The organism is Sphingomonas sp. SP6, assembly GCF_058313435.1.
The window spans coordinates 738,597-755,498 of record NZ_JBZFLG010000002.1 but is presented as its reverse complement, the minus strand read 5'-3'; the positions used below and the strand labels follow the sequence as shown (position 1 = coordinate 755,498).

Annotated in this window: 22 protein-coding genes; 15 read left to right on the top strand and 7 right to left on the bottom strand. The window is 67.6% G+C overall.

The annotated features are described in order from the left end of the window. Positions 1 to 29 precede the first annotated feature (29 nt). Genes dnaQ through AC4GYY_RS09420 form a run of 5 tightly spaced genes read right to left on the bottom strand, consistent with a single transcriptional unit; the run spans position 30 to position 3,587 of the window. Positions 30 to 707, bottom strand: coding sequence for a DNA polymerase III subunit epsilon (gene dnaQ / locus AC4GYY_RS09440; protein ID WP_491120027.1), 678 nt, complete (start codon positions 705 to 707; stop codon positions 30 to 32). Positions 708 to 717: 10 nt separating this feature from the next. Next, positions 718 to 1,311 (bottom strand): dephospho-CoA kinase, encoded by a 594-nt coding sequence (gene coaE / locus AC4GYY_RS09435; protein ID WP_491120025.1) that lies wholly within the window; start codon positions 1,309 to 1,311, stop codon positions 718 to 720. Further along, positions 1,308 to 2,120, bottom strand: a complete 813-nt coding sequence (gene aroE, locus AC4GYY_RS09430; RefSeq protein WP_491120023.1) for a shikimate dehydrogenase — start codon at positions 2,118 to 2,120, stop codon at positions 1,308 to 1,310. The genes coaE and aroE overlap by 4 nt, the downstream gene beginning before the upstream one ends. A gap of 43 nt (positions 2,121 to 2,163) precedes the next feature. After that, a complete protein-coding gene (locus tag AC4GYY_RS09425) occupies positions 2,164 to 2,757 on the bottom strand; it encodes a Maf family protein (RefSeq protein ID WP_491120021.1) in 594 nt (197 codons plus the stop codon). Then, positions 2,754 to 3,587, bottom strand: coding sequence for a pyruvate, water dikinase regulatory protein (locus tag AC4GYY_RS09420; RefSeq protein WP_491120020.1), 834 nt, complete (start codon positions 3,585 to 3,587; stop codon positions 2,754 to 2,756). The genes AC4GYY_RS09425 and AC4GYY_RS09420 overlap by 4 nt, the downstream gene beginning before the upstream one ends. Positions 3,588 to 3,898: 311 nt before the next feature. On the opposite strand from AC4GYY_RS09420, the gene hemE reads away from it, so the two are divergent. The 5 genes from hemE to AC4GYY_RS09395 all read left to right on the top strand — a co-directional run bounded on the left by hemE (position 3,899) and on the right by AC4GYY_RS09395 (position 8,102). Then, positions 3,899 to 4,915, top strand: a complete 1,017-nt coding sequence (hemE, locus tag AC4GYY_RS09415; protein WP_491120018.1) for a uroporphyrinogen decarboxylase — start codon at positions 3,899 to 3,901, stop codon at positions 4,913 to 4,915. Between the two features lie 11 nt (positions 4,916 to 4,926). Then, positions 4,927 to 5,391: a CopD family protein gene (locus tag AC4GYY_RS09410; protein WP_491120016.1), complete on the top strand. Its 465-nt coding sequence runs from the start codon at positions 4,927 to 4,929 to the stop codon at positions 5,389 to 5,391. Then, complete coding sequence (locus AC4GYY_RS09405) at positions 5,388 to 5,726, top strand: hypothetical protein (protein WP_491120014.1); 339 nt, start codon at positions 5,388 to 5,390, stop codon at positions 5,724 to 5,726. Before AC4GYY_RS09410 ends, AC4GYY_RS09405 begins: the two co-directional genes overlap by 4 nt. A 164-nt stretch (positions 5,727 to 5,890) precedes the next feature. Then, a complete protein-coding gene (gene rho, locus AC4GYY_RS09400; RefSeq protein WP_491120012.1) occupies positions 5,891 to 7,147 on the top strand; it encodes a transcription termination factor Rho in 1,257 nt (418 codons plus the stop codon). Between the two features lie 229 nt (positions 7,148 to 7,376). Further along, entirely contained in the window at positions 7,377 to 8,102 is a 726-nt protein-coding gene (locus AC4GYY_RS09395; protein WP_491120010.1) for a YjbE family putative metal transport protein, read from the top strand. 7 nt (positions 8,103 to 8,109) lie between these two features. On the opposite strand, the gene AC4GYY_RS09390 is transcribed toward AC4GYY_RS09395, so the two are convergent. Both AC4GYY_RS09390 and AC4GYY_RS09385 read right to left on the bottom strand, forming a co-directional pair. Further along, positions 8,110 to 8,802, bottom strand: a complete 693-nt coding sequence (locus AC4GYY_RS09390; RefSeq protein WP_491120249.1) for a dienelactone hydrolase family protein — start codon at positions 8,800 to 8,802, stop codon at positions 8,110 to 8,112. After that, positions 8,802 to 9,272 carry a methylated-DNA--[protein]-cysteine S-methyltransferase gene (locus AC4GYY_RS09385; protein WP_491120008.1) on the bottom strand — a complete coding sequence of 157 codons (471 nt, stop codon included), beginning with the start codon at positions 9,270 to 9,272 and terminating at the stop codon, positions 8,802 to 8,804. Before AC4GYY_RS09385 ends, AC4GYY_RS09390 begins: the two co-directional genes overlap by 1 nt. Before the next feature lie 51 nt (positions 9,273 to 9,323). On the opposite strand from AC4GYY_RS09385, the gene AC4GYY_RS09380 reads away from it, so the two are divergent. The 10 genes from AC4GYY_RS09380 to AC4GYY_RS09335 all read left to right on the top strand — a co-directional run bounded on the left by AC4GYY_RS09380 (position 9,324) and on the right by AC4GYY_RS09335 (position 16,900). Beyond that, the gene (locus tag AC4GYY_RS09380) at positions 9,324 to 9,554 is read left to right on the top strand and encodes a DUF6489 family protein (protein ID WP_491120006.1); all 231 of its coding nucleotides are present in this window, start codon (positions 9,324 to 9,326) and stop codon (positions 9,552 to 9,554) included. Further along, positions 9,551 to 10,828 carry a tRNA uridine-5-carboxymethylaminomethyl(34) synthesis GTPase MnmE gene (gene mnmE, locus AC4GYY_RS09375; protein WP_491120004.1) on the top strand — a complete coding sequence of 426 codons (1,278 nt, stop codon included), beginning with the start codon at positions 9,551 to 9,553 and terminating at the stop codon, positions 10,826 to 10,828. Before AC4GYY_RS09380 ends, mnmE begins: the two co-directional genes overlap by 4 nt. A gap of 53 nt (positions 10,829 to 10,881) precedes the next feature. Continuing rightward, the gene (gene mnmG, locus AC4GYY_RS09370) at positions 10,882 to 12,618 is read left to right on the top strand and encodes a tRNA uridine-5-carboxymethylaminomethyl(34) synthesis enzyme MnmG (protein WP_491120002.1); all 1,737 of its coding nucleotides are present in this window, start codon (positions 10,882 to 10,884) and stop codon (positions 12,616 to 12,618) included. Beyond that, the gene (gene rsmG, locus AC4GYY_RS09365; RefSeq protein ID WP_491120001.1) at positions 12,615 to 13,223 is read left to right on the top strand and encodes a 16S rRNA (guanine(527)-N(7))-methyltransferase RsmG; all 609 of its coding nucleotides are present in this window, start codon (positions 12,615 to 12,617) and stop codon (positions 13,221 to 13,223) included. Before mnmG ends, rsmG begins: the two co-directional genes overlap by 4 nt. Continuing rightward, positions 13,220 to 13,999 carry a ParA family protein gene (locus tag AC4GYY_RS09360; protein ID WP_491120000.1) on the top strand — a complete coding sequence of 260 codons (780 nt, stop codon included), beginning with the start codon at positions 13,220 to 13,222 and terminating at the stop codon, positions 13,997 to 13,999. Before rsmG ends, AC4GYY_RS09360 begins: the two co-directional genes overlap by 4 nt. Further along, on the top strand, positions 13,996 to 14,871 hold the full coding sequence (locus AC4GYY_RS09355; RefSeq protein WP_491119998.1) for a ParB/RepB/Spo0J family partition protein: 876 nt from the start codon (positions 13,996 to 13,998) through the stop codon (positions 14,869 to 14,871). Before AC4GYY_RS09360 ends, AC4GYY_RS09355 begins: the two co-directional genes overlap by 4 nt. Positions 14,872 to 14,977: 106 nt before the next feature. Continuing rightward, entirely contained in the window at positions 14,978 to 15,223 is a 246-nt protein-coding gene (gene infA / locus AC4GYY_RS09350) for a translation initiation factor IF-1 (RefSeq protein ID WP_093666220.1), read from the top strand. A 15-nt stretch (positions 15,224 to 15,238) separates the two neighbouring features. After that, on the top strand, positions 15,239 to 15,808 hold the full coding sequence (locus tag AC4GYY_RS09345; protein ID WP_491119996.1) for a Maf family protein: 570 nt from the start codon (positions 15,239 to 15,241) through the stop codon (positions 15,806 to 15,808). After that, the gene (locus AC4GYY_RS09340) at positions 15,801 to 16,736 is read left to right on the top strand and encodes a ribonuclease (protein ID WP_491119995.1); all 936 of its coding nucleotides are present in this window, start codon (positions 15,801 to 15,803) and stop codon (positions 16,734 to 16,736) included. Before AC4GYY_RS09345 ends, AC4GYY_RS09340 begins: the two co-directional genes overlap by 8 nt. After that, a complete protein-coding gene (locus tag AC4GYY_RS09335; protein WP_491119993.1) occupies positions 16,733 to 16,900 on the top strand; it encodes a DNA gyrase inhibitor YacG in 168 nt (55 codons plus the stop codon). Before AC4GYY_RS09340 ends, AC4GYY_RS09335 begins: the two co-directional genes overlap by 4 nt. Positions 16,901 to 16,902: the final 2 nt, after the last annotated feature.

Below are 16,902 nucleotides of genomic sequence, written 5' to 3'. Positions count from 1 at the left end.
GCGCCCGGTCTTCGTCGGTCGGCGGCCGATCAGGCTGCCCAGAGGGGATCGGTGACCCCGGTCATGAACGCGGCGTGGGCCGCCAACTCTCCCTCGCTCGGCGCAAAAACCCGCGGCGCGCGTGCGTGCGAAGCGCGCGGCGCGGCGACGACGATGGTCTCGGCGGCGACGTCCGCGACGAGGCCGAGCCCGATTTGACGCCCGCCGGTCAGTTCGACATAGACCTGCGCCAGCAGCTGCGCGTCGAGCAGCGCGCCGTGGAGCACGCGGTGCGAGCGATCCACGCCGTACCGCGTACAGAGCGCGTCCAGCGAATGCTTGGCGCCCGGATGCCGCTTCTGGGCCATCGCCAGCGTGTCTCGCATCCGCGACAGGCATACCGGATCCCGGCCGCAGCGCGTCAGTTCGCCGTTGAGGAAGGCGAAGTCGAAGGTCGCGTTGTGCGCGATCAACGGCGCGTCGCCGATGAAATCGATCAACTCGTGCGCGGCGTCTCCGAACAGCGGGAACTTCGCCAGGAACGCCGCCGACAGGCCGTGGACACGCTCGGCGTCCGGAGGCATGTCGCGTTCGGGGTGGTAATAAGCGTGGAAGGTGCGGCCGGTCTCGCAGCGGTTGATTAGCTCGACGCAGCCGATCTCGACCATGCGGTCGCCCCGCGAAAAGTCGAAACCCGTGGTCTCGGTATCGAAGACGATCTCACGCATGGGGGCGGTGTTATCGCGCGTGTGGCGCAGCGAGGCAAGCGATCACCCGGCGGACGCAAGCGCGGGTCTGGTCGAGCGGCACGTCGGTGGGAATGACGAAATCGGCACGGGTGCGCTTCTCGGCGTCCGGCGTCTGGCGAGCGACGATCGCGTCGAACTTGGCTTCGGTCATGCCGGGACGTCGCAACGTGCGCGCGCGCTGGACCTGGGGCGCCGCGGAGACCACCGCGACGGTGTCGACCGTACGGTCGCCGCCGGTTTCGAACAGCAGCGGGATGTCGAACACGACGAGCGGCGCGGCGGCATGGTCGCGCAGGAAGGCGGCGCGCTCCTCGCCGACCGCGGGGTGGACGATGGCCTCGAGTGCCTTCATCGCGGCATCGTCGCCCAGCACCGCGTCCGCGAGCGCGGTGCGGTCGACGCCTCCCTCGCCGGTCGTACCCGGGAAGCGCGCCTCGATCGCGGCGACGACTCTGCCGGCAGGACCTTGCAGACGGTGGACGGCAGCGTCGGCGTCGAACACGGGAATGCCCTCGTCCGCGAACATCGCCGCGACGGTCGACTTGCCCATGCCAATCGACCCGGTCAGTCCGAGCTTGATCATGCCGTCAGCAGCGCGCGCAGTTCGGCGTCGCGGTCGCGCGGCGGCTCAGCGCCGAAAAAGAGCTCGAAGGCAAGCGCCGCCTGGCCGATCAGCATGTCGAGGCCATCGACCGTCTCGAGCCCGCGCGTGCCGGCGCCGGCAAGGAGCCGGGTCTCGAGCGGCGCATAGACGAGGTCGTAGACGATCGCATCCTCGGGAAGCGGCGACAGGTCGAGGTCGAGCGGCGGCTGGCCGGCCATGCCGAGCGCGCTGGCATTGACGACGAGGGTCGCGGGCGGGAGCGGGGAGTCGAGCGGGACGGCGTCGCCCTTCAGGCCGAAGGTCGCGAGCAGCCCGGCGGCCTTGAGCGGCGAGCGGTTGAGGATCGTCACCCGGCCGACCCCCACCCTCGACAAGGCGAACAGCACCGCGCGTGCCGCGCCGCCCGCGCCGATCACCGCGACCGGCCGGTCGGCGAGGTCGAGCCCCGCGATGGGGGCCCAGAAGCCGGCGGCGTCGGTGTTGGTACCGATCACCGAGCCGTCGGGCTGGCGGACGATCGTGTTCATCGCGCCGATCGTGCCGCGGACGTTTCCGGGATCGTCGACGACGTCCATCACCGCCACCTTGTGCGGGATGGTGACGTTGCAACCGCGCCAGTTCGCATCGGCGCAGGATCTCGCGATGTAGTCGGCGACCTCATCCGCGGGAACTCGGAAGGCCTTGTAGTCGCCCTCGATACCCAGCGCATCGAGCCAGAAGCGGTGGATCAGCGGGGACTTGGAGTGGGCGACGGGATCGCCGATCACCTCCGCAAACGGCGTGCTCATGCGCCACGCCATCGCCGAAGTTGCGCGCGCTGCGGTTCATTCCTCAACTTCCGATCACCCCGCGCTCGCGCAGATAGCCCAGGACCGGCAGGAGCGGCATGCCAAGGACGGTGAATTGGCTGCCTTCGATCCGCTCGAACAGTTGCACCCCCGGCCCCTCCACGCGGTAGCAGCCGACGCATCCCGCAATAGCGGGCCATTCGGCGTCGAGATACGCCTCGATGAACGAGCAGGACAGGGGGCGGACGAAGATGCGGGCGGCTTCGACGTGGCGCCAGACCGGGCGTGTGCTCTCGGCGATGACCGCGGCGCTGACAAGATCGTGGCGGCGGCCCGACAGACGCTGGAGATGTTCGCGCGCCTCGTCGCGGTCGCGGGGCTTGTCCAGCACGCTGCCGTCGTCGAGCACCGCGAGGCTGTCCGAGCCGAGGACGAGCGCGTCCGGCTCGCGCGCGGAGACCTTGAGCGCCTTCAGTTCGGCCAGCGCGTCGGCAAGATCGCGCGGGCGCTCGCGGCCGAGCGACGCCTTGGCGGCGTCCTCGTCCACATGCGCCGGCTGCGCCTCATAGGGCACACCGGCGGCATCGAGCATCGCGCGGCGCGAGGCGGACTGCGAGGCGAGGATCAGCCGGGTCATTCGCCCTCGCGCGCAGAAACGCCGCCGCGCTCGCCGACGAGCGCGATGATCGCGGCGGCGGTCTCCTCGATCGAGCGGCGAGTCACGTCGATCACCGGCCAGCCGTTGTCGGCGAACATGCGGCGCGCATAGGCGATCTCGCGCGTCACCGCTTGCTGATCGACATAAGCGGTCTCGGCCGCCTGGTTGAGCGAGAGCAGGCGATTGCGGCGGACTTGGATCAGCCGGTCCGCGCTCGTCGTCAGCCCGACGACCAGCGGGCGCTGAAGCGTAAAGAGTTCGCGCGGGGGCGGGCTTTCGACCACGACGGGGATGTTGGCGACCTTGAAGCCGCGGTTGGCGAGATAGATCGAGGTCGGGGTCTTCGACGAGCGGCTGACGCCGGCGAGGACGATATCGGCCTCCTCCCACTCCTCGTGGAGCAGGCCATCGTCATGGGCGATGGTGAACTGGATGGCGTCGACCCGCGCGAAATAGGCGGCGTCGAGCACGTGCTGGCGACCCGGACGCGCCTTCGCCTGCTGGCCGAGCAGCGCCGACAGCGCGTCGTTGACCGGATCGAGCGGCGCCACCGCCGGCAAGCCGAGAGCCCGACAGCGCTGTTCGAGGCTGGCGCGGGTGGCGGCATTGACGAGGGTGAAGATCACCAACCCGGGATTTTGCGCGATCTCCTGAAGGATGCGATCAAGATGGGTTTCGGTGCGGACCATCGGCCAGAAATGGCGCACGGTCTCGACGTCGTCATATTGCGCCAGCGCAGCCTTGGCGATGTTCTCCAACGTCTCGCCGGTCGAGTCCGACAGAAGGTGAAGGTGGAGCTTGGCTGCCACCGTTGTCAGTGTAAGGTTGTGGAGAACATGGGGATAAGCGGTAGCGCAACTCGCCGGAAGCGCCAAGCATGGGCGTGCCAGTGGACCGATGCGGATCGATCCACATTGGCGTCCACAGCCCGTAATTCGCTCCACAGCCTGTGAGTCTTGTGCAGGACAGGCGGGACTCGGCGTCTGTCCAAAGAGTCAGAGGCGTCAAGCTGTTGGCAATCGGGGGGCGCTTGCCTAAGCCTCGTTGCCAACGCGCCCACATCATCAACAACCTCTTTCAAGACTCTTCTTGATGGACTCTGGTCGGAGCCGATCTGCCGATGAAACCGCTTCTCGCGACGCTCCGGGGTGAACGGCAGGCGCATCCCCCGGTGTGGCTGATGCGGCAGGCGGGACGGTATCTGCCCGAATATCGCGCGCTCAGGGCGGAGAAGGGCGGCTTCCTGGCGCTCGCGACCGATCCCGAGGCGGCGGCGGAGGTCACGATTCAGCCGATCCGCCGCTTCGGGTTCGACGGCGCGATCCTGTTCTCCGACATCCTCCTGACGCCCTGGGCGCTTGGGCAGGATCTCACCTTCGGGGTGGGGGAGGGGCCGCGGCTGGCTCCCAGGCTGCTCGACGCGGCGCTGGCGACGCTTCAGCCAAGGCCCGAGCGGCTCGACCCGGTCTATGCGACGGTGCGTCGCGTGAAGGCGCAGCTGGCGCCGGAGACGACCTTTCTGGGGTTTGCGGGATCACCGTGGACAGTCGCGACCTATATGGTGGCGGGGCAGGGATCGAAGGATCAAGGCGAGACGCGGCTTTTCAGCTATCACGACCCGGCGGCTTTCGGCGAACTGGTCGATGCGATCGCGACGGTGACGGTCGACTATCTCGCCGGGCAGATCGACGCCGGGGTCGAGGCGGTGCAGCTGTTCGACAGCTGGGCAGGTAGTCTGAGTCCCGAGCAATTCGAACGCTGGGTGACCGCGCCCAATGCGGCGATCGTCGCGGCGCTGCGAGACCGGCGCCCGGGCGTGCCGATCATCGGCTTTCCCAAAGGCGCCGGGGCGAAGCTGCCCGACTATGCGGCCGGCGTGCGGCCCGACGCCATCGGGCTCGACGAGACGGTCGATCCGGTGTGGGCGGATTCGGTGCTGCCGGCCGGGCTGCCGGTTCAGGGCAACCTCGATCCGCTGGCACTCGAGGTCGGCGGCGACGCGCTCGATCGCGGGGTCGACCGCGTGCTGGCGGCGTTCCCCGAGCGACCGCACGTGTTTAACCTGGGGCATGGCATCGGCCAGCACACGCCGATCGCGCATGTCGAGCGGTTGCTTGCCCGGGTGCGAGGCGGCTAAGCGGGTCAGCGATGATCGAACCGGGCTTTCTCAGCTACGCGGCCGACTGGGTGAAAGCGGCGCACGTCATCTTCGTCATCTTCTGGATGGCAGGGCTGTTCATGCTGCCGCGCTATCTGGTCTACCATCAGGAAGGGCTGGCCGACCCCGCCGAGGCGGCGCGCTGGGTCGAGCGCGAGGGCAAGCTGCGCACAATCATCCTGACCCCGGCGATGATCGCCGTGTGGGCGCTGGGGCTGCTGCTGGCGGCGAACATGGGGCTGTTCGCCGGCGTACCAGGCCTGGGCTGGCTTCATGCCAAGATCCTGCTGGTGGTCCTGCTGTCGGGCTATCACGGCTGGGCGCTGGGCTATGCGAGGAAGCTCGCGGCGGGGAGGGCCACGCTCGCCAATCGGACCCTGCGAATGGTCAACGAAGTGCCGGCACTGGCGACCGTCCTGATCGTCGCGCTCGTGATCGTGAAGCCGTTCGCATGAGCGCGCTGGTCGCGCTGGTGCTCCAGGCGGCGGCTCCAGAGGTCGCGGCGGCGAACGCGGCCGACCTGCGCTGCCTTGCAGCGATCGCCTCGGGCGGGGCCGAGGCGAGTTCGCGCGGCCTGGTCGCCGCGGGATCGATGTATTTTCTGGGGCGCATCGACGCGCGTTCGCCGGGCTACGATTATCAGGGCGAGATGCTGAAGCTCGTCCGGAACGGCGCCGATCCGGAGACGGACCGGACGCGGTGCCTGGCCGAACTGCGATCGCGGGGGGTAGCGCTGGTCAATCTGTCGCAGGGCTTGCGGTCGCAAGCCGCACCGGCTCCGGCCAAGTGAGCGGCGCTTGACTTGACGCGGCGTGGTTCATAGGTCTGTCTCCACGGTGTGCCGCCCGGCGCGCTGCCTCCCTTAGCTTCCTGTCCGAGCGTCTCACCGCCGAGCAAGCTGCCTCCTCCCCACCTCCGCGCGGGCGCGTCCCGTGCCTCCGGACGATATACCTCATGCATCTCAAGGATTTGAAGAAAAAGGCTCCGGCCGAGCTGGTGCAGCTTGCCGAGGAGCTCGGCGTCGAGGGCGCCTCCACCCTGCGCAAGCAGGACCTCATGTTCGCGATCCTCAAGGTCCAGGCCGAAAACGGCGAGCAGATCATGGGGGAGGGGACGATCGAGGTCTTGACCGACGGGTTCGGCTTTCTGCGCAGCGCCCAGGCGAACTATCTCGCCGGACCCGACGACATCTATGTCTCGCCCAATCAGGTCCGCAAGTTCGGGCTGAGGACCGGCGACACGGTCGAAGGCGAGGTCCGCGCACCGAAGGACGGCGAGCGTTATTTCGCGCTGACCAAGCTGCTCCAGGTCAATTTCGAAGACCCCGAGCGGGTCCGCCACCGGGTCAATTTCGACAATCTTACGCCGCTCTATCCCGATGAGCGGCTGAAGATGGAGATCGAGGACCCGACGATCAAAGACCGGACCGGACGTATCCTCGATCTCGTTTCGCCGCTCGGCAAAGGGCAGCGCTGCCTCATCGTCGCGCCGCCGCGCGTCGGCAAGACGATCATGATGCAAAACGTCGCGCGCGCGATCTCGATGAACCACCCCGAGGTGTTCCTAATCGTGTTGCTAATCGACGAGCGGCCCGAGGAGGTGACCGACATGTCGCGAACCGTGATCGGCGAGGTCGTCTCGTCGACCTTCGACGAGCCGGCGACGCGGCACGTGCAAGTCGCTGAAATGGTTATCGAAAAGGCCAAGCGACTGGTCGAGCACAAGAAGGACGTGGTGATCCTGCTCGACAACATCACCCGGCTTGGCCGCGCCTACAACACGGTGGTTCCATCGTCGGGTAAGGTGCTGACCGGCGGCGTCGACGCCAATGCGCTCCAGCGGCCCAAGCGCTTCTTCGGCGCGGCGCGCAACATCGAGGAGGGCGGGTCGCTGACGATCATCTCGACCTCGCTGATCGACACCGGCAGCCGGATGGACGAGGTGATCTTCGAGGAGTTCAAGGGCACCGGTAACGCCGAGATCGTCCTCGACCGCAAGATCGCCGACAAGCGCATCTTCCCCGCCATCGACGTCGGCAAGTCGGGCACACGCAAGGAGGAGTTGCTGGTCGAAAAGGACAAGCTCTCCAAGATGTGGGTGCTGCGCCGGATCCTGATGCAGATGGGGACGCTCGACGCGATGGAGTTCCTGCTCGGCAAGATGAAGGATTCGAAAACCAACGAGGACTTCTTCGCCAGCATGAATCAGTAGCGCGGTCGGCTTGCGCCACCCTGGCGCAGGACCCGCGCAAGTTCGGCCGGCGAGTCGGCGTGAGCCGATCCCGTTCGACGTTTACGACGCGGCTTGGCCGCGGCTGTTACGAAGCGTTGCCGCCGGCTGTTCACACGCGATTGGTCGCGCTAATTTCGATCCCCATTCTCCCGCTCACCTGCGAGCGGGCCCTTTCCCTTGTTGAGGGAAAGCGATTTTGGAGTCGCCCTTGCTTCTCGCCCTGATCGCTCAAGCCGCCGCCACCATCCAGGGCCCGGGCTCGCCCGCGGAGATCTGGCAGCATATCGTCGCCGACTTCTCGAATATCTCCGATCCGGCGGCATTAGCGGCGTTCGGGTCGGTGCTGATGATCGACCTCGTGCTGGCGGGCGACAACGCGATCGTGGTCGGTGCGCTTGCGGCGGGGCTGCAAGCCGATCAGCGCAAGAAGGTGATCCTCATCGGGATCGGCGCAGCCTTGGTGTTGCGCATCTTCTTCGCGCTGATCGTGACCTGGCTGATGGGTGTCGTCGGATTGATCTTCGCGGGTGGATTGCTGCTGCTGTGGGTCAGTTGGAAGTTCTGGCGCGAGATCCGATCGGGCGGTCATGCCGCCGACGCCGCCGACACTGCCGCGAACTCGGGGCTGACGCCCGCCAAGAGCTTCGTCAGCGCCGCCTGGGCGGTGGCGGTCGCCGACGTCTCGATGAGCCTCGACAACGTCCTCGCCGTCGCTGGCGCGGCACGCGAGCATCCGGGAATCCTGGTGGTCGGTCTTCTGCTGTCGGTCGCGCTGATGGGGCTGGCCGCGAACTTCATTGCGCGGATCATCGATCGCTACCGCTGGATCGCCTATATCGGCTTGGTCGTGATCCTCGTCGTTGCCGGGCGGATGATCTACGAGGGCTGGGTCGGCACCAGCGACGTCCAGGGGCTGACGACGCTGTTCCGTTGACCCCTCGTCAGCCGAGATGCTCGGCGAAGAAGGCCATCGTCCGCTCGTCAGCGAGATTCGCCGCCTCCGGCGAGCGCCGCACGCCGAGCTCGGTGGCAAAGCCGTGGTCCTCGCCAGGGTAATCGTAGAGCGTGACCTTGGGATGGTCGTCCAGCCCGTCGTGCATCGCGCGCTGCGCGGCGGTGTCGACGAAGTGATCGGCCTGGGGAATGTGAAGCATCAGCGGGTGCGCGATCGCATGCGCCTCACGGAGCAGTTCGGGAATGCCGACCGCGTAATAGCCGACGCTCGCATCCACGTCGGTGCGCGCCGCGGTCATATAGGCGAGTCGGCCGCCCAGGCAGTAGCCGACGCAGCCGACCTTCCCGCCGGCGGGAAGGTCGGCGCGGGCAGCGCGGATCGTCGCCTCGATGTCGGCGACGCCCTTGTCCTGGTCGAAGTCCGGCATCAGGGCGAGCGCCTTGCTCATCTGCTCGGGAACGTCGGGATCGAGCACGATGCCCGGCTCGATGCGCCAGAAGAGATCGGGCGCGATCGCGAGATAGCCCGCCTCCGCGAGGCGGTCGCACTTCTGGCGGATACCCGGGTTTACCCCGAAGATCTCCTGGATCACGACGATCGCGGCACGGGGCTTGCCCACCGGATCGGCGCGATAGACCGGGAACGTTCCGGCTCCGTTCAGGGCGGTCACATCAATCATCATCGTCTCCAGGTGCGTTCATGGGCTAGCAGCTGCGCCTTGGTCTCCGGACCGGCGCCTGCGGAATAATATTCGGTCGCGCCGGCGCTGACGACGCGGTGGCAGGGGACGACGATCGGGAATCGGTTCCTTCGGCAAACGCCGCCGATCGCGCGCGCCGAAGAGCCGAAGCTCGCAGCGACCTCGCCATAGGTCATCGTCCGACCGGGCGGGATGGCCACGAGCGCTGCGCGCAGCGCCTCGCCGCGCCGGGTCGACGCGGGGGCGAGGGGCAGGTCGAATCGGTCGAGTTCTTGCGCGAAATACGCGCGCAGCTGCGCTGCCGCCTCGCGCACCGCTGCGCCGTGACCGTCCTGCTCGCGCGCGCCGGTCGCCGGATCGATCGCGATGGCCGTAACTTGGTCCGTGGTACCGGTGACCCGTATGATGCCGACGGGCGTTGCGATCAGCGCGGTGTCGACGGCATACATCGGACCGCAAGCTAGCGTGGCGAACAGCGCCGCTCAAGGCGGAGGAACATCATGAAGGTCAATGTCGAGCTCGATTGTTCTCCCGAGGAGATGCGGCGGCTGATGGGATTGCCCGACCTCACGCCCGTCCATGAGGCCTATGTCGCGCAGCTCACCGGCATGATGGCGGGCACCGCGTTGAAGCCCGAAGCGCTCGACGCGGTGATGCGGAGCTGGGCGCCGATGGGCGAGGCGGGTCTCGGCTTCTGGCGGCAGCTGATGGAGGCGGGCGCGGCCAAGTGAGCGAGACGATCTACGCCGTCTCGAGCGGCGCGCCGCCGGCCGCGATCGCGGTACTCCGGATCAGCGGACCGGCGGCCGGTGCGGTCGCCACCGCGCTGACCGGGAGAACGCCGGCCCCGCGCCGTGCGACGCTGCGCCGGCTTCGGGACTCGGCAGGGGAGACGCTCGACCATGCGCTGGTATTGTGGTTCCCAGGACCGGCGACCGCGACGGGCGAGGATCTGCTCGAGCTTCAGCTTCACGGCGGACGGGCGGTGATCGCGGCGGTAGAACGCGGCATTGCGGCAGTGGCGGGGACACGGCGTGCCGAGCCCGGCGAATTCACCCGGCGGGCGCTCCTCAACGGGCGGATCGACTTGGCGCAAGCGGCGGGGCTCGCCGATCTGCTCGAGGCGGAAACCGAACTCCAGCGCCGCGCCGCGATCTCGGCAAGCGAGGGCGCGCTGACTCGTGAGGCGGGAGCGTGGCTGCGGCAGCTCTCAGACGCGCGCGCGCAGGTTGAAGCGGCGATCGACTATGATGACGAAGGCGAGGTCGGCGAAACGGCCGATCCAGCCCCGATGCTGATCTCCTTGGCGGCCGATCTGGAGCGTCGTCTCGCAGCCCCGACGTCCGAGCGCCTCCGCGAGGGATGGCGCGTCGCGATCGCCGGGCCGCCGAACGCTGGGAAGTCGTCGCTCTTCAATGCGATGGTCGGGCGCGATCTAGCGATTGTCGCACCTATTGCCGGGACTACGCGCGATCTGATCACCGCGCGGGTGATCCGTGAAGGGCATGTCTTCACCCTGATCGACACCGCCGGCTTGGTGGCGACGACCGCCGACCCGATCGAACGCGAGGGTGTCACCCGCGCGCTCGCGACGATTGCTGCAGTGGATCTCGTCCTTTGGCTCGATGACAGACCACCGCCGGCAGAGGCGAAGACGCTCTGGCTATGGGGCCGGTCAGACCTGGTCGGGCGTGCTGTTCCAGGCCCGTGCGATCTCACCGTCTCTGTACGCTTGCCGTCGACGGTCGATCTGTTGTGGGATCGCGTGGTCGCCGAGATCGCGACGAGCTTCTCGATCGCCGAGAACTACCTGCTCCAGGATGCGCAGCGATCGACCCTGAGCCGCGCCGCCGCATCGATCGCGGACGCGATCGGCGCCGCCGATCTGCTGATCCGCGCCGAGCATCTCCGACAAGCGAGCGAGACCTTGTCCGCTCTGATCGGGGTCGATCCGACCGAGGTCATGCTGGATGCTTTGTTCTCACGCTTCTGCCTCGGGAAGTGATGTTCCACGTGGAACGAGTTTGACCCTCGTTCGGGGCGCGATAGAGCGAAGCAATGATCTATGACGTCCTGGTGGTCGGCGGTGGACACGCCGGCGTAGAGGCGGCCACCGCTGCCGCCCGTCGTGGCGCAGCGACCGCGATCTTGACCCTGGACCCGACGCGAGTCGGCGCGATGTCGTGCAATCCTTCGATCGGCGGTGTCGGCAAAGGCCATCTCGTCCGCGAAATCGACGCATGCGACGGGGTCATCGCCCGCGCGGGTGACGCCGCCGCGATTCACTATCGGATGCTCAACCGGTCGAAAGGTGCAGCGGTGCGCGGGCCCCGTATCCAGGCGGATCGTATGCGCTTCGCCTCGGCGGTCCAGACGGCGGTACGTCGCCACGGTGTGGACGTCATCGCGGGAGAGGCGTCGGCGCTCGAAATCGAGCGTTTGCGTGTGGTGGGCTTGCGCCTCGCCAGTGGCGGACGGATCACGGCGCGCGCGGTCGTCCTTGCGACTGGCACTTTTCTCGGTGGCGTGATCTTCCGTGGGGAGCAGCGGATCAAGGGCGGCCGGATCGGAGAGGGCGCTGCGCATCGCCTGTCGGCGCAGCTTCGCGAGCTTTCGCTGCCGCTGGCCCGGCTGAAGACCGGGACGCCGCCGCGCCTCGACGGACGGACGATCGATTGGGCCCGGCTCGACCGGCAGGTGTCGGATGTCGAGGCCTGGACGCTGTCGCCGCTTGGCGAGCGGCAATTGCCACAGCTCGCATGCGCCGTGACTCGCACCAACCCGCGCACCCACGATATCGTCCGTGCGAACTTACATCGATCCCCGCTCCACAGCGGCGCGATCGAAGCGGGTGGGCCGCGCTACTGCCCGTCAATCGAGGACAAGATCCGGAGGTTCGGCGACCGCGACGGGCATCAGATCTTCCTTGAACCGGAGGGTCTCGAGGACCCGACCGTCTATCCGAACGGCGTCTCGACATCGCTGCCGGGCGAGGTTCAGGCGGAGATGCTTCGGTCGATCTCGGGACTGGAGCAGGTCCGGATCGTCTCTCCGGGCTATGCCGTCGAGTATGATTATGTCGATCCGCGTGCTCTCTCGCGCACCTTGGCACTCTCCGCGCTCGAAGGTCTCTATTTGGCCGGCCAGATCAACGGGACGACTGGTTATGAGGAGGCGGCCGCGCAAGGCCTGGTCGCCGGTGCCAATGCCGCCGCTGCCACGCGCGACCGGGAGCCGTTCGTGCCTGATCGCCGGACCAGTTATCTCGGGGTGCTGATCGACGACCTGATCCTTCACGGGATCACCGAGCCGTACCGCATGCTGACCGCACGGGCCGAGCATCGGCTCGCCTTGCGATCGGATAACGCCGAGGTCCGCCTCACGCCCGAGGCGATCCGGCTGGGGCTGGTCGGCCCGGAGCGCGCCGCGCATTTCGAAAGGCATCGCACGGCGTTGGATGCTGCGGCGTCGTCGCTTGCTCCGTCGGCGCTGGCGATCCGGGGCGGCTGGGTTCCCGAGCAATGCGACCGATTTGCCGACCACGTCGTTGAAGACATCCGCTATGCTCCGTATGTCGCTCGCCAGCAAGCGGAGATCGCCGCGGTCGGTCGGGCGTCGAGCGCGTTCCTCTCGCCCGCGTTCGATTATGGGTCCGTACCCGGTCTTTCGAATGAGATGGTCGAACGCCTATCAGCAAGCCGCCCCGATTCGATCGACGCGGCGTCGCGAATCCGAGGCGTGACGCCGGCAGCTGTAACAGCCTTGTGGGTCCACCTTCGTCGGGACGCAGCGTGACGGAAGACGAGGCGCGCACACAAGCTTCGATGATCGCCGGGCCGGCCTTTGGCGTGATCGAGCGTTATGCCGACCTGCTCCTCGGCGAGAATCGCAGCCAGAACCTGATCGCGCGGTCGACCGAGACTACGATTTGGCGAAGGCATCTGCTCGACTCGCTGCAGCTGGCCCGCTTCGCCCGTAAGGAGGATCGCAGTTGGATCGATGTCGGTAGCGGGCCGGGACTCCCCGGCCTGATCCTCGCGGCGCTCGGGCGTTGGTCTGTCACCTTGGTTGAGCCGAGAAAGCGGCGGGTCGCTTTCCTCGAACATGCCATAGGGCAGCTAGACCTTCGCGACGTCGCGATCCATGCGGCGGATGTCCGCACCCTGCACGCGCGTGGAGACGTGGTGAGCGCTCGTGCTGTTGCCCCGGTTGCGCAACTATTCGATCTCACCCGTCAGTGTACGAACGAAACGACTCGCTACATATTGCCAAAGGGCCGGTCAGCGGACGCGGACGTGGACTTGGCGAAGCAGCGCTGGCATGGTTCGTTCCACGTGGAACACAGCATCACCGATGCGGAGGCGGGGATCGTGATCGCCGAGCGGGTGCGCCCGAGATGATCCGGATCGCCGTCGCCAATCAGAAGGGCGGGGTGGGTAAGACCACGTCCGCGATCAATCTTGCGACGGCCTTAGCGGCAACGGGCCGCCGAGTGGTTTTGATCGACCTCGATCCTCAGGGCAATGCCTCAACCGGGCTCGGGATCGACCGGGGCCAGCGTCTCCGATCGAGCTATACCGTGCTCATCGAGGGGGGGGCGGTGGCCGAATGCTTCGTGCCAACCGGTGTTCCGAACCTCGACATCGTCCCTGCGACGGTCGACCTCTCCGGCGCCGAGATCGAGTTAGTCGAGATGGAGGCGAGGACGCATCGGCTCCATGCCGCACTCGAGCGGTGCGATTCGCGGTGGGACATCTTGCTGATCGACTGCCCACCATCGCTCGGGCTGTTGACGATGAACGCGATGGTCGCGGCCGATTCGCTGCTGGTGCCGCTCCAGTGTGAATTCTTTGCGCTGGAGGGCCTGAGCCAATTGCTGTCGACGGTCGAGCGGATCCGAGCTCGGTTCAACCCGTCCCTGTCGATCCTGGGAGTGGCATTGACGATGTATGACCGCCGCAACCGCCTGACCGAGCAGGTGGCGAATGATGTTCGCGCCGTTTTGGGGAAAGTGGTGTTCGAGACGGTCATACCGCGCAACGTTCGGTTGTCAGAGGCGCCGAGCTACGGCTTGCCTGCGCTGATCTACGACCATCGCTGCGTCGGGTCGGAGGCGTATATGGCGTTGGCGCGCGAGTTGATCGGGCGGTTGCCGGCGGAGCGGATCGCGGCATGAGTGAGCCGAAGCGTGTGCGGACCGGCTTGGGACGGGGCCTCGGTGCGCTGATGGGAGACGTCGCGCCGATCGAGAGCGGCGCGTCGACGGAAACGGCCGCGATCCGAACGATCCCCGTTTCCGCGCTGTCGCCGCATCCGCATCAGCCGCGCCGCCGCTTCGACCAAGCGGCGCTTGAGGAACTTGCCGAGTCGATCGCCACGCGCGGCATCCTTCAGCCCATCGTCGTGCGCCCGCACGGGCACGGTTATCAGATCGTCGCCGGCGAGCGGCGCTGGCGCGCGGCGCAACGCGCACACCTGCACGAGGTGCCCGTCGTGGTCCGCGACTTCGACGACGCCGAGACGCTGCAGATCGCCTTGGTCGAGAACATCCAGCGCGAGGACCTCAACGCGATCGAGGAAGCGCAGGCGTTCGAGCGTTTGATGCGCGAATTCGGCCATACGCAGGAGGCGTTGGGCAAGGTCGTGCATAAATCGCGTAGCCATGTCGCTAACCTGTTGCGATTGCTAGATCTTCCAGAGACGGTTCAGGCGCGGGTCGCCGACGGATCGCTGTCAATGGGGCATGCGCGGGCGCTGGTGGGTGCGGCGGAGGTGGAGCACCTCGCCGAACAGGTGGTCGCGCGTGGGCTGTCGGTTCGCGAGACCGAACGGCTCGCGAGCGCGGCGAAGCGGCCGAGCGGCGAGCCGTCTCGCAACATGCAGTCCCGCGATCCGGACCTAGCGGCGCTCGAGACCCAGCTGGCCGATCTGCTGGGATTGAAGGTCCGAATTTCCCATGCCGCTCGAGGCGGCAGCATCACCCTCGACTATTCGACGCTCGACCAACTCGACATGATCTGTCAGCGATTGAGCGGCGAGGCGATCTAGTCGCGTGCGAGGCGGTGCCGCGGCTCTCCATGAACGGCATCGGTGCACCTTCCCTTTTGACCGTTCCGGCGCTAAGGCGCGCCCTTCCTCCCGAAAGAGATGCTGCTTGCCGAAAGAAGAACTCCTCGAGATGCGCGGGCAGGTCGTCGAACTGCTGCCCAATGCGATGTTCCGCGTCCGGCTCGAAAACGATCACGAGATCCTTGGCCATACCGCTGGGAAGATGCGCAAGAACCGCATTCGCGTGCTGGTCGGCGACGAGGTTCTGGTCGAACTCACACCCTATGATCTGACCAAGGGGCGAATCACCTATCGCTTCATGCCCGGCCGCGGCGGCCCCGGGCCGTCCTGATCTAAGCGCGCCGACGTGCGCCTGGTCCTCGCGTCGACATCGGCGCGGCGGCGTGAGCTGCTGGGTCGACTCGGGCTCGCGCCCGATCGCATCGTCGCCCCGGCGATCGACGAGACTCCGCGCACCGCCGAACGACCCCGCGATTATGTGCTGCGGATGGCGCTTGAAAAGGCGCATGCGGTCTCGCGCGAGGCGGACGAGATCGTGCTTGCGGGCGATACGACCATCGCGCTCGGGAATCGGGTGCTTCCCCCCGCAGGGACCGAGGGCGTCCAGGGGGCGTTGTTGCGGAAGCTTTCCGGCCGACGCCACCACGCCTTGTCGGCGGTTTGCGTGATCGATGCGGCCGGGACGGTGCGGACCCGACTTTCGGACACCACCGTCGCGTTCAAGCCCCTGACATCGGGCGAGATCGACGCCTATCTGGCATGCGGCGAGGGGCTGGGGAAAGCGGGCGGCTATGCGATCCAGGGCCGCGCCGAGGCGTTCGTGCGGTTCATCCAGGGCTCGCATTCCGGAGTCGTCGGCCTGCCGCTGTTCGAGACCCGAGCGCTGCTGATCGCCGCGGGACTGCCGCTTGGCTGAGTGGCTGTTCGAGGCCGGGATCGGCGAAGCCCGCGCGGCGCTGGTCCAAGACGGGTGCATCGTCGCCGCCGAGATCGAGCCCGACGCCGACCTCCGGATCGGGCTGGTCACCCGCGCGCGGCTGATCGAGGCGGGGGCGACGAGCGGCGTGGTGCGGATCGGCGCGGAAGAGGCGATGCTGGTTCGGCTTGCCCCGGGTCTGTCGGTCGGGCGTGAGCTGACGGTCGAGATCGTGCGCGACCCGATCCCGGAAGCCGGGCGGCCGAAGCGCGCTCGCGCGGTGGTGAGCGAGCGCGAGCCGACTCCCGCGCCGACGTTACGCGACCGGCTCCTCGCGGAGGGCGCTGCCGTCCGAGACCTCCGATCGCACGAGCCCGACGCGCTCGAAGCGGCGGGATGGTCCGAGCTGCTGGAAGAAGCGATGACGGGGGAGATCGTCTTCGTCGGCGGTGCGCTGCGGATGACGCCGACGCCGGCCATGACGCTGTTCGATGTCGACGGCATGGGCGATCCCGCGGCGCTGGCCCTCGCCGGCGCGACTGCGGCTTGCAAGGCGATCCGACGCCACCGGATCGGCGGATCGATCGGCGTCGACCTGCCCACTATTCCAGGCAAAGAGGACCGGAAGCGGGTGGACGCGGCGATCGACGCGGCGCTGCCGCCGCCGTTCGAGCGAACCGCGGTGAACGGCTTCGGCTTCGTCCAGATCGTCCGCCCGCGCCCGCGCGCCTCGCTCCCCGAGCTGCTCCGCGCCGATCCGGTCGGCGCGGCGGCGCGTGCCGCGCTGAGAGCGATCGAGCGGGTGCCGCCGACCGTGTCGAACCGGCATCGGCTTTCGCCTGCGGTGGTCGACCGGATCGAGGCGCACCCGGAATGGCTTTCGGAACTGGTGCGGCGCACCGGGCGGGCGCCTATCTTAGAGCGATGACCAAGACCAAATGTCCGATCTGCGGCGCTCGGCCGACACCGCCTCACGCTCCGTTCTGCGGCCAGGGTTGCCGCGACCGCGATCTGCTTCAGTGGCTGGGCGAGGGGTATCGTATCCCGGGGCCGCCCGCCGACCCTGATGCAGACGCCGGCGAGGCCCGCTAAGG